Below are 11,715 nucleotides of genomic sequence, written 5' to 3' on the forward strand. Positions count from 1 at the left end.
TCAGAGCACCCACACGGAACCAGAAGCAGCCGCTGGCGCAATGAGTCCAGCCGCAGGCGGCAGAGATCGCGCGCAGGAAGGCAGCTGGGGGAGTGATGAGAACGCGGTACGGCGTACTGGGTCCGCTCGAGGTCTGGCAGGGCGAGCGCCTCCTGCCGATCGGCGGACCGCAGCAGAAGGCCTTGCTCGCGATCCTGCTGATGAACGCGAACAAGGTTGTTTCGACCGACCGGCTGGTCGAGTACCTGTGGGGTCCGCGGCCTCCGTCGACCGCCAGGAGTCTTTTGCAGGGTTGCATCTCACAGCTGAGGCGCGCCCTTCGGCCCGACGGCGCTTCGGTGGTTGAGCATCCGCTGGCTACCCGTCCGCCGGGCTATGCCTTCCGAGTCGAGGAAGGGCAACTGGACCTCCTGGTCTTCGAGCAGCTCGTCCGCACGGCCGCCGGCGTCGCCGATGCCGCACGTCGTACGCAGCTGTTCGCCGACGCCCTCAGATGCTGGCGGGGCCCGGTCCTCGACGGATTGGATCTGCCGGCTTGCCGCGAGCAGATCGCCCAGCTGGATGAGCGCCGGGTTTATGCGGTGGAGCAGAAGATCGAGGCGGATCTCGCGCAAGGTGCGAGGGTCGACATGATCGGCGAACTCAAGATGGAGATCCGCCGTCAGCCTCTCCGGGAACGCCTTTGGGGTGTTCTGATGGCCACGCTCTACGCTCTGGATCGGCAGGCAGAGGCTCTGGCCGCGTATCGGGATCTGCGGGTGTGCTTGATCGAGCAGCTAGGCATCGAGCCAGGTCCGACTCTTCAGGAGCTGCACCGCCAGGTGCTCGTCGGAGCCTCTGTAGACGATCTCGTGATACCGGTAGGCAGGCGCCCAGCCGGCCGCCTACTGCCAAGCCCGCCCGCCGCTCATCCGGCCCAGTTGCCAGCGGCACCAACCACCTTCGTAGGCCGCAGACGACATCTTGAGCGGCTCAACGATCTCCTGGTGGACGCGTCGATCACGATGGCGCTAGCCGTTGTCAGTGGGACTGCAGGCGTGGGCAAGACGGCGCTCACCTTGTACTGGGCGCATCAGGTCAAGGAGCAGTTCCCGGCCGGACAGTTGTATGTCGACCTTCGGGGCTACGGGTTGTCTTCACGCTTGCGTCCGATCGAAGCCGTGGCCGGGTTCCTGAGCGCCCTGGGAGTTTCGCCCGAACGAATACCGGTCGAGCTGGATCACGCGGCTGCGCTCTACCGGTCGTTGGTGGCTGGTCAGCGATTTCTGATTCTGCTCGACAACGCCTACGACGCGGCGCAGGTACGGCCCTTGCTGCCGGCGACGCCTGGCTGTCTCGTGCTCGTCAATGGTCGGGGTCGGCTGGACGGGCTCGTCGCGCGAGATGGCGGACAGCTCATGACCCTGGATGTCCTGGATGCGGCAGAGGCCACGGCACTTCTGACCCGCGTTGTCGGGGAGGTCCGGGTCGAAGCCGAACCGGAGGCCGTAGTTGAGCTGGTGAGGCTCTGTGCCCGTCTCCCGTTGGCCTTGCAGATCACGGGGGCCAACCTGATCCGCCGGCCACAGCGTCGGCTCGCAGACCAGGTCAAGGAGCTCCGCACCGGCGAGCTGGACGCGCTGGTCATCGATGACGAAGGCCAATCGGCAGTCCGCGCTGTATTCGCCCAATCGTATGGCGCACTCGAGCCTGAAGCCCGCCGGATGTTCAGTCTGCTCGGCCTGGTGCCAGGGCCGGGCTTCGACGCCGCCGCAGCCGCCGCACTCGCTGAGGTTCCGCTGCCTCTAGCGCGGACGAGTCTGAACCGGCTGGTCGGCTCCCACCTGCTCGACGAGACCGAGCCGGACCGATTCGCCTTCCATGAGTTGCTTCGGCTCTACGCGCGGGAACAAGCCCACCTGAACCATGACACGCTTGAACGGAATCTGGCGCATCAGCGGTATATACGCTGGATGTTCGAGATGGCAGACGCCGCAACGCGGCTTCTGTGTCCGCAACTACTCCGCATTCCCTCGGACAGCCGATCTCCAGAGCGCCATCAGGATCCTGCGGCCGCACTGGCATGGCTGAATACCGAGCGGCTGAACCTCGTTGCCATCGCGACCGTTCCGACATCCGGTGATGACCGGGCGATGGCATGGATGGTCGCGGACGCGCTCAGAGGCTATTTCTGGCTGCGACGGCACCGCGTCGACTGGTTGGCGGTCGCGAGCGCCGGACTGGCCGCGGCCGAGGCGGAGGGTGACCTGCAGGCCCAGGCCGCTGCAGAGTTCAGTCTGGGCATGGCCAAGCTGTGCCTCAACGAACACGCGGAGGCGATGGAGCATCAAAGCCGGGCACTCCAGTTGTGTGAAGCCGCCGAGTGGGAAGAGGGTTGCGCCAATGCACTCGGCAATCTCGGCGTTCTGCACTTCGAGATCGGTGAGATCGAGACGGGGTTGGAACTTCACGAGCAGGCTCTGATGCTGAACCGCCGGACAGGCTCGCAGCGCGGCGAGGCTGTCAATCGGGAGAACCTCGCGCAAGTGCATCTTGCGGCCGGCCGGCTCCGAGAGGCAGGACGGCACCTGTGGCGAGCACTCGTCCTGCATCACCAGACCGACTACGCAAGCGGGAGCACTCTCGAGCAGCTCGGGATCTTGTTCGGACGTCGCGCGGAGCACTGCCATGCCGTGAACGCCCTCCGCCGTGCCTTTGACCAGTATCGAACCATTGGCAACGTGAACGGGCAGGCGATGACTCTGGCGGCTCTCGCCGTGGTCCGCACCCAATCCGGGTCGGCCGACGAGGGACTCGAAGAGGCGCAGCGAGCCTACGAGCTCGTACAGGAAACGGGCGACCGCGTGACCGAGGCCTGTGTGCTGATTCGGCTCGCATCGGTCCAGATGGATCTCGGCCGGTACGCCGAGGCGGCTGAGAACCACAGCGAGGCGCTGAGCCTCGCGACCCAGACCGGTGCAAGGATGCCGCAGACCGAGGCACTGCTCGGTCTGTCGGACGTGCACCTGGCCCTCGGTGAGCCCATCCAGTCCCGCAGCTACGCAAAGCAGGCGTTGCTGCTCGCCGACAACATCGGGTACCAGGGCCTGTACGGTCAGGCACTGGCGCAGATTGCGGCCGTACACCGTGATCTGGGTGACGGCATCGAGTCTGCGAAGCACGCCCGCCGCGCCTATGCGGTCGGTATGGAGACTGGTGATGAGCTCCTTCGACGCCGGGCGCTCGGACTTCTCGGGTCGCTGGAAGACACCGCATTGCCACCAGAGTAGGTAATCGTCTGCGGACGGCAGATCTGAGTAGGCAATCCTTGGATCTGAGTAGTCTCCACTCACGATCTATGACGTCGTTTCGCCGTAGAAATCTCTCAGGACAAGGAGAGGAATGACTATGGCGATCAACGAGGAAAGCTTGACGCAGTTTCTGGGCCGGTTCGTGGCTGACCTGGGCGCGACAGTTGCCGCAGGCAATGTTGTGATTGGTGATCGGCTTGGGCTGTACCGGGCCATGATGGCCGGCCCGGTGAGCCCCGAGGAGCTGGCTTCCAGGACCGGGACGGCGCGGCGGTATGTGGAGGAGTGGCTCCGCGGTCAGGCCGCCGGAGGGTACGTCGAGTACAACGCAGAGACCGGGCAGTACTGGTTGACCGAGGAGCAGTCGTTCGTGCTCACCGATCCGGAAGGCCCGGTGTTCGCGCCGGGAGCCTTCGAGCTCGCGGTGGGTGCCTTGCGTGCCCAGGACAGAATCATCGAGGCATTCCGGACCGGAGACGGTGTTGGCTGGCACGAGCACCATACCGATGTCTTCACCGGCTGCGAGCGGGCGTTCAAGCCCTGGTACCGCGGCAGCTTGATCGACGCCTGGTTGCCGGCCCTGAACGACGACGTTGTGCAGAAGCTGAAGGCAGGCGCGTTGGTTGCGGACGTCGGATGCGGGCATGGAGCATCGACGGTGATGATGGCCGAAGCTTTTCCGAACTCGACCTTCCGAGGGGTGGACGGTCATCCCGCATCGATCGACCAAGCTCGTGAGCGCGCCAAGGACAACGATCTGGACGGCCGGGTCACGTTCGACGTGGCAGTTGCGCAGGACTTTGGCAAGCTCGGTCCCGAGTTCGACCTGGTCACCACCTTCGACAGCCTTCACGACATGGGGGATCCACTCGGCGCGGCCCGCCACATCCGCGAGTCGCTGACCCCGGATGGCACCTGGATGATCGTCGAGCCTTATGCCGGCGACGAGGTCTCCGACAACCTGAACCCTGTCGGCCGCGTGTACTACTCGTTCTCGTCGTTTCTCTGCGTTCCGAACGCGCTGTCGCAGGAAGGCGGCTATTCGCTGGGTGCCCAGGCCGGTGAGCGACCGATCCACAGCTTGGTCCTGGACGCGGGCTTCACGAGGTTCCGGCGGGTCGCCGAGACACCGTTCAACATCGTGTACGAGGCCCGGCCGTGACACCGGTGACCCAACGCTTCACGGCCGCGATCTACGACCCCTTCTTGTGGATGGGCGAACAACGCGGCATGCGCCACCGCCGAGCGGCGTTGTTGAGCAACGGCAGCGGACGGGTGCTTGAGATCGGTGCGGGCACGGGCCTCAACCTGGCGCACTATCCCAGTGAGGTGGACGAACTGATCCTCACCGAACCGGTTCCCGCGATGTACGAACGCCTGTGCCGCAGGGCAAGGGGAGACCGGAGAGCAACGGTGCTGGCTGCTGCCGGCGACTCGCTTCCGGTTGAAACCGGGAGCGTCGACGTCGTGACCTCCACGCTCGTTCTGTGCACTGTGCCCGAAGTCGACCCGGTCCTCGCGGAGGTCGCCAGGGTGCTGAAGCCAGGCGGCCGTCTGCTGTTCTGCGAGCACGTGCGCTCTGAAGGCCACCGAGCTGGACGTCATCAGGACCGGTGGGCCGGCGCCTGGGCGAGGTTCGCCCAGGGATGTCGCTGTAACCGAGACCTCCTGGCAGCGCTCCAACGACATTTTCGCGTCGAGCACGTGCAGCACGAGCAGTGGATGGGCATGCCGAGGCTCGTCCAACCCTTGATCTTGGGCACGGCTCACCAGCTCGGGTGAGCACGAGTCGGAACCACATTGAAGCGAAATTTCTGGGGGGCGCAAGATGATCGAACTGTGCGATGTCGTGATAGAGACCAACGAAGAAGGAATCGCAGGACGCAACCGGGTGCAGCAGGTGCCGATCGACCCGCAGGTCACGGCAATGAGCGCGAGTTCCCGGCTCGCCAGGGGGGACTGGCACGGAGCCACTGGGGAGCTTGGCAGGCTGACCAGCGGGGATGGTCCTCTTGCTGTTGAGCTCTCCTGGCGTGCCGGTCTCGCGGCGTGTCAGCTGGGAGACCTCAAGACGGCGGAGCGGGTGCTGGGGCGCGGCCGCCGCGGTACAGGCGAACTCGCGAATGAGGCGATCCATGCTGCCTGCACGGCGACTGTCCACGCGGCCAGAGGTCGGCACGCTGAAGCCCTGGAAATGGCCGAGCACGCGACACAGTTGGCGGCTAAGGCATCCTCGCTGCAGGCGACTGCCGCAAGTCATACGGTGCTGAGCGAGGTGGCGGCGAAGGCTGCCGACTGGCGCGGGGCTGAGAGCAACTACCTAGTAGCCGTCGCGGCGGCCGAGCAGTCGCGCGACATCATCAACCTGATCCGGCTAGGGATCGGGCGTGGTGCACAGCTCACCGCGCAAGGGCTGCCGGCTGAGGCCCTCGAGGAACTGGGACAAGCGCTCGCCCTCGTCGATCAGTCGGGCTATGTCGTCCTCCGGCCTTGGGCGCTCACCGAGATCGGAGATGCCCATGTGCTGCGAAGCGAGTACGACGAGGCGTCTCGGCGGTACGGTGCAGCCCGCGACGGCTACCGTTCAATGAACTCTGCCGAGGTTGCCCGGCCAATGGCAGGACTCGGCTTGATCTACAGGTTGCAGGGTCAGGTCGAACAAGCCCGAGCTGCCTATGAGGACGCGATCCGGACCGCCCAGGCCGGGGGTTGGCGGGACACGGTGATGTTAGCGTCTGCTGGCTTGGCCCGCGTTCGGGCAGCTGACGACCTCGGCGCCGCGGCTGCGATGGCCGAACTTGCCACCGACGATGGTCCCAACCAGGTCGGTGCTCTTCTGGCGCGGGGCTGGATCGGCCTCCTGAAGGGTGACCATACTGGTGCGGAGGTCCAGGCAAAGTCAGCCGCAGAGGCTGCACGGTGCCGTTGGGACCAGGCGGGACTGGCTGAGGCGCTGGAACTGATGGCGTGTGTGCGCCCGGACCTGGCCGCCCGGCGGCTTGCGGAGGCTGCTGCGATCTGGACCGACGTCGGCAATGCCTTCGGGGTTGCACGGGCCGGTCTGTTGGCGGCAACGCTGCGCGCCGACAGAGCAGGGGCGCTTGGAGAAGCCGAAAAGCTTCGCCAGTTGGGCGCCCGGCGAGAGTGGACCGGAATCGCCGATGGCCTGGCGGTAGCCAGGCTAGCGCCGGCCTTGCGGATCGATGCTCTCGGCAAGTTTCAGGTCGTACGCGAAGGAGCTGTGGTGGCGGCCACGGAGTGGCAGTCGAAAAAGGCGCGCGACGTCCTCAAGATTCTGTTGTCGCGGCGAGGCGGCCCTATCACGCGTGACGAGTTGCACTCGTTGCTGTGGCCAGAAGACGCGCACCTGGCGTCCAACCGGCTTTCGGTAGTTCTCACGGTGCTCCGCACCGTCTTGGACGGTTCGCGCGCCGATCGAATCAGCAACCCTGCGGTGGTATCTGATCGCAACATTGTCCGGCTGGACCTGACAGTCGTTGATACAGACGTGGAGCGGTACATCGAGACCGCCTCGGCTGCACTCGAGTCATGGCGCCGGCAAGGCTCCGATGCTCTCGTCTCCCTGCAGTCGGCCGTGTCGGCGTACACCGGAGTCTTCTGCGCAGAGGATACCTACGAGTCCTGGGCAGAGCCGATGCGCGATGAACTGTCCGCGTTGCACGCATCGGTGCTTCGCGCGCTGGGTGCTGCGGCCGAAGCAACCGACGAGGTCGATCTGGCTGTCTGGTCGTTTCTTGCACTGCTTCGACAGGATCCGTACGACGAGTCGACGTACCTCGATCTCATTACGCTGCTGCAGGAATCCGGTCGGTACGGCGACGCGCGCCGCCATTACCGGCAGTACATCGAGCGCATGGAAGAGATCGACGTGCGGCCGACGCCCTTCCCAGCTGGGATGAGCGTCGGCGACGGTCCGCGAAGGCGCCGTGTGGTGGCTGCCGGCTGACGCTGATGTGTCAGCTCGCAGTTGTCGTCCCCTGGATGGAGTATGACGAGCCACTCCGCGCCCTGGGGCATACCGAGGAGCGTAAGCATGAAGAACTCCCTTCCAGAAGTATGTGCTCGGGACGTAGTCATCGTGCGCCGAGGCGATGGGGAACTCCTGGGCACGGCGGCTAACAGGCTGCGCACATCTTTCCCGAAGCCGGCTGTGACGGAATGGGAGACGGCGCCTTGAAGTGCAGTCTCGGCCCGGGCGACCACGCAAGGGCCGGACCGTGCCACCTGGCGCCGTTGTGGGCGGCGAGCCGGCTCCCCTCCGCCCCGGGCGGCGGTCGTCCACCCGCTGGGGCCGCCCGACCGACGCAGACCCCACCTGCTCGCTCGGTCGAGTGGCGGCCCCAGCGGCACCGGCCGACTGTTGAGATACTGGAGGTTCGTTCATGACCGTGCATCCTGACCTTGAGTCCCTTACCCAACGTCAGCGGGTGACTTGGGCAGCTGGCGACTTCGGCCGGATCGGCTCGCTTGTCGTGCTGCCGCCAGAACTCCTGTGCGAGGCTCTGGACATCCATCCTGACGAAAAGGTTCTCGATGTCGGCGCAGGCAACGGTGCCGCCTCCTTGGCGGCAGCGCGGCGATGGGCTGATGTCACCGCACTGGACTTCGTCGAGCACCTGCTCGAGTCGGCCCGGAAGGCGGCCGCTGTCCAGAACCTTCGGCTTCGAACGAAAGTCGGCGACGCACAAGCCCTGCCGTTCAAGGATGGCAGCTTCGACGTCGTGCTTTCGACGTACGGCGCGATGTTCGCTCCTGACCAGCAGCGAACGGCTGATGAACTGGTTCGCGTCTGCAGGAGCGGCGGCCGGATCGGTATGACCAACTGGACGCCGGACTCTTTGGTGGATGGGATCTTCAAGACCGTTGCGGCGCACGTTCCACGCCCGGCCGGTCTACGCTCGGCCAGTGAGTGGGGCACGCGCCGGCGACTCGAAGAATTGTTCGGCGATCGGATCAGCGCGCTACAGATCCTCGACCGTGAGTTCGTCTTCCGGTTCCCGTCGGACGAGTACATGCTGGAGTACTACCGTGCCTGGTACGGCCCAACCCTGGAGGCCTTTGACGCGCTGGACCGTGAGGGCCAGGCAAGACTGTCTGCCGACCTCTTGGACCTGTACCGTCGGCACAACCGTGCGACGGACGGCACCTTGGTTGCGACCAGCCACTACGCCGAAGTCGTCGCCGTCGTGGCCTAGTGTTTCACCAGCAATGCTTCAGACCCGACCGGTATGAAGCCGGCGGCGAGGAACGCGCGCAGGGACGCGGCGTTACCTGGCGTCACCTGCGCCCACACATGCGAGCCAACCGGTACCAGAGCACGCGCAGCACGAGCCAATGTCCTGCCGCGCCCTATGCCCCTGGCTTCCTCAGGAACCTCAACAGCACACTCGAGGCGCCCGGCGACACCACGGCCAACGAGTACGAGCCCACCCGCGGCATGACCGAACACTCGCACTTCATCCCGATGCAGCTGGGCGCGCCTAACCCGCGGATGCTCGGGATCTGCGAGGTCGACCAACACCGACAACAACTCCTCCCGCTCGTCGTCAGCGGCTAAGGCCGGGGCAAGCAGCAGCGCGTCAATCGCATTCACCCGCCGCCCAGTAGCTTTCTCCAGCGCCGACAGAAAAGGCGGGTTCAGAGGAGCGGATGGATCCTGGCTCGGTAGCAGGCTGTGAACCCACGCGGAGGAGACGTCGGCTGCGACGACGATGTGAGCAGTCAGACCGACGACGCAGGAGTCCCGCTCGGACGGGGCCGCGACAACGCTGACGCTGAGATCCGGCGCAGGGAACACGCCCAGTTCGACATTGCGAAGGATGCTTCCGAGAGTGGCCGTCACCGGCTCGATTGATGCGCTGTGTTCATCCACGCCCCTATTGTCCCAAGGCGGCCTACCAGCAGCCTGTGAGCTCGCTTTGGGCCAAGCCCCTTTGGTGGTTCGGGGTCTGACGGAGGCGAGTGGCGGTGTCCCCGGTCCGCCGCCACTCACCTTTCAGGGGTGGCTCACGGGCAGCCGGACTGCTTTTCGACCTTGCACGTGTCGGTTCCGGCGTCGCCGAGACCGGTGTCGAAGCCGGCGTCGCCGATCAGGATGTCGTTGCCCGCGCCGCCGCGGAGAACGTCGTCGCCGCCGCGGCCCTCGATGAGGTCGTCCCCCGAGGATCCGTCGAGGTCGTTGGCGCTGTCGCTGCCGATCAGGGTGTCGGCCGCGACTCCACCGAGCAGGTTCTCGACGTCGGCGCGGATGTCGTCCTTCTCACCCGGAGCACCATCGTTCGCGACGTTGTCGATGCTGAGGCTCAATGGTGTGTAGCGCAGCATGTAGTGGGCTGCGTCGATGCCAGGCCCTCCGGACATCACGTCGGCGCCGGCATCACCGATGAGGATGTCGTCACCGTCCAGTGCCAGCAGCTTGTCGTTTCCTGGACCGCCGTCCATCCGGTTGGGCGCCGCGCTACCGACCAACAGGTCGCTGCCCTGACCGCCAGTCAGGTTCTCCACGTCGGAGTGAATGTTGCTGTTTTCACCCGCGGCGCCATCATTCGCGAGGTCGTCGAGACGGATCTCCAGGTCGGCGATCGCGCCGTAGGTCACTCGGTCATTTCCGGGGCCGCCGACCACATCATCGGTGCCACCCAGTACCTGAGCGACGTCATCGCCTGGTCCAAGGTCGATCCACTCCGGCGAAGCGCTCCCGTTGACGGTGTCGCTACCGGAACCGGCCACCAGCCGGGCCGGAAAATCGGTGCGGTGATTGATCGAGTCGTTGCCATCACCAGTCTCGACAATCACCTCGGTGACTGCCTTCAGTGGACACTCGACCCGGCTGCTGGTCCCGACGGTCACGCACGGCGCGCTTGTGACGAAGTCCCGTCCGAGTTCGTCCACCACGACCCTGGGCGGTCGATCTGCCGGAAATGCCGTCACGTAGATCGTCGGATGGTCGTCCTGCGGTCCGCCGAGAACCCGCAGTACCCCGTCCTCGAGGGTCACCTTGATCGGGGTCGTCACACCGGCCGCCGGTGAGTGGACCGCCAGCGCGATCAGTACGCCGACGACCACTGTCGATAGCTTGAATCTCCGTGCATTCCTTGTCATGGCCATTCCTCGAAGGTTGCACGTCAGCCTGGGCAATTGATGGGGATCCGTGCCGTTCCCTCAGACCTGCGTCGTAGCCTCGCCGGTCTGGGGCGCGGCACGGGACCGGCCGGCCCTGGTGTTGGAGCAGACGTCACTGGTGACGCAGGGGATCGCAGTCGACCGGCTTGTCTTCAGGGTCGATGATGCAGCTGTTTGTCCCCGGTCCTCCGTCTGCGATGTCGCGTGGTCCGCCGTCGCGGACGATGAGACGGTCGTCGCCGGCGCCGCCCGTGAGGGCATTGCCCACCACGGCGCTGTCGGGTGCGGCGATGCGCAGTCTGTCGTTGCCGTCCCCACCGTGGATGGCTTCCACAGTCTGGCGGACGTTGTCCTTCTCGGTCCCGGCACCGCCGCCGTCGTCGAACTGGCCGTTGTTGTCGGCGGTGATGTCATCGGGCCGTCCGGAGTACGACACGGAATCCGTCCCGTCACCGCCCTCGAAGAAGTCGGAGTCTGTACCGCTCCCGCCTTCGAGGAAGTCATCGCCCTCGGCCCCGAACAGCTCATCGCTTCCTGGGCCGCCGTTGAGAGAGTCACTGCCAAGTCCGCCGGTCAAGGCGTCGTCGCCCAGGTCGCCGAACAGGCGGTCGCGTCCGGGACCGCCGTCCAGGTTGTTGTCGCTGTGGCTCCCCGCCAGCACGTCATCCGACGAACCACCGATCACGTTCTCGACATCCGTGTGTACGTTGTCGCGCTCGCCGGCCGCGCCGTCGTCCTGAATGTTGTCGATGCTCACCACGATTGGTGTCTCCCGGCTTCGATAGTCGGCGAAGTCGACGCCGTCGCCCCCAGTGAACTCGTCCGCGCCTGCCCCACCTTCAAGGAAGTCGGACGCCCGCCCGCCCTTCAGCACATCGTTGCCCTGTCCACCGAACAGATGTCCGGTAGTCGCGTTCGGTCCGAGGACGAGGACATCGTCGCCCGGGCCGCCGATCAACCTGCCTGTCAGCACCTCGAACTCATCGGCGGCGTCGAAGGTGATCTCGTCGTTGAGGTCGCCGGCGTCGATGACGACCTGGAAGATGGCCCTGGCCGGGCAGACCACTGTCTGCGGATCGACTGCATCGCAGGTCGCCGAAGCCCGCACTGTGTCGCGAGAGTCGTGAATGATCAGCCGGTTCAACTGCTGGGTGACGGAGATACTGTTCACCCGTCCAGGCTGTGCTCTGACAGTCAACATGCCCAGATTGGGGTTGGCCTCGACACTCGTCACGGCATGAGCCGCTCCACCCAGACCTCCGACGGCAGCGAACGTGGCCGG

At 65.6% G+C, this 11,715-nt stretch carries 8 protein-coding genes; 5 read left to right on the top strand and 3 right to left on the bottom strand.

Annotated features, from left to right (window positions below):
* Nucleotides 1-95 precede the first annotated feature (95 nt).
* From E1261_RS03335 to E1261_RS03355, 5 genes are all read left to right on the top strand, one after another.
* Nucleotides 96-3,269, top strand: a complete 3,174-nt coding sequence (locus tag E1261_RS03335; protein WP_132401592.1) for an AfsR/SARP family transcriptional regulator — start codon at nt 96-98, stop codon at nt 3,267-3,269.
* A gap of 112 nt (nt 3,270-3,381) precedes the next feature.
* Nucleotides 3,382-4,452 (top strand): methyltransferase, encoded by a 1,071-nt coding sequence (locus tag E1261_RS03340; protein WP_238175981.1) that lies wholly within the window; start codon nt 3,382-3,384, stop codon nt 4,450-4,452.
* A gap of 50 nt (nt 4,453-4,502) precedes the next feature.
* The gene (locus tag E1261_RS03345; RefSeq protein ID WP_132401595.1) at nt 4,503-5,072 is read left to right on the top strand and encodes a class I SAM-dependent methyltransferase; all 570 of its coding nucleotides are present in this window, start codon (nt 4,503-4,505) and stop codon (nt 5,070-5,072) included.
* A gap of 46 nt (nt 5,073-5,118) precedes the next feature.
* Nucleotides 5,119-7,257, top strand: coding sequence for an AfsR/SARP family transcriptional regulator (locus E1261_RS03350; RefSeq protein WP_132401598.1), 2,139 nt, complete (start codon nt 5,119-5,121; stop codon nt 7,255-7,257).
* A 481-nt stretch (nt 7,258-7,738) separates the two neighbouring features.
* Nucleotides 7,739-8,506 (top strand): class I SAM-dependent methyltransferase, encoded by a 768-nt coding sequence (locus tag E1261_RS03355; protein WP_202874268.1) that lies wholly within the window; start codon nt 7,739-7,741, stop codon nt 8,504-8,506.
* On the opposite strand, the gene E1261_RS03360 is transcribed toward E1261_RS03355, so the two are convergent.
* From E1261_RS03360 to E1261_RS03370, 3 genes are all read right to left on the bottom strand, one after another.
* On the bottom strand, nt 8,503-9,183 hold the full coding sequence (locus E1261_RS03360; RefSeq protein ID WP_238175982.1) for a GNAT family N-acetyltransferase: 681 nt from the start codon (nt 9,181-9,183) through the stop codon (nt 8,503-8,505). The genes E1261_RS03355 and E1261_RS03360 overlap by 4 nt on opposite strands.
* Nucleotides 9,184-9,317: 134 nt before the next feature.
* The gene (locus E1261_RS03365; RefSeq protein ID WP_165952344.1) at nt 9,318-10,412 is read right to left on the bottom strand and encodes a calcium-binding protein; all 1,095 of its coding nucleotides are present in this window, start codon (nt 10,410-10,412) and stop codon (nt 9,318-9,320) included.
* 133 nt (nt 10,413-10,545) lie between these two features.
* Nucleotides 10,546-11,604: a calcium-binding protein gene (locus tag E1261_RS03370; RefSeq protein ID WP_238175983.1), complete on the bottom strand. Its 1,059-nt coding sequence runs from the start codon at nt 11,602-11,604 to the stop codon at nt 10,546-10,548.
* Between the last annotated feature and the right edge of the window lie 111 nt (nt 11,605-11,715).

The sequence above is a fragment of the Kribbella albertanoniae genome (assembly GCF_004348455.1).
Lineage (GTDB): Bacteria > Actinomycetota > Actinomycetes > Propionibacteriales > Kribbellaceae > Kribbella > Kribbella albertanoniae.

Coding starts and splice junctions, on each gene's coding strand:
- E1261_RS03345 (WP_132401595.1), top strand. CDS start 4,503: ATGGGCGAACAACGCGGCATGCGCCACCGCCGAGCGGCGTTGTTGAGC.
- E1261_RS03365 (WP_165952344.1), bottom strand. CDS start 10,412: ATGACAAGGAATGCACGGAGATTCAAGCTATCGACAGTGGTCGTCGGC.
- E1261_RS03335 (WP_132401592.1), top strand. CDS start 96: ATGAGAACGCGGTACGGCGTACTGGGTCCGCTCGAGGTCTGGCAGGGC.
- E1261_RS03350 (WP_132401598.1), top strand. CDS start 5,119: ATGATCGAACTGTGCGATGTCGTGATAGAGACCAACGAAGAAGGAATC.
- E1261_RS03340 (WP_238175981.1), top strand. CDS start 3,382: ATGACTATGGCGATCAACGAGGAAAGCTTGACGCAGTTTCTGGGCCGG.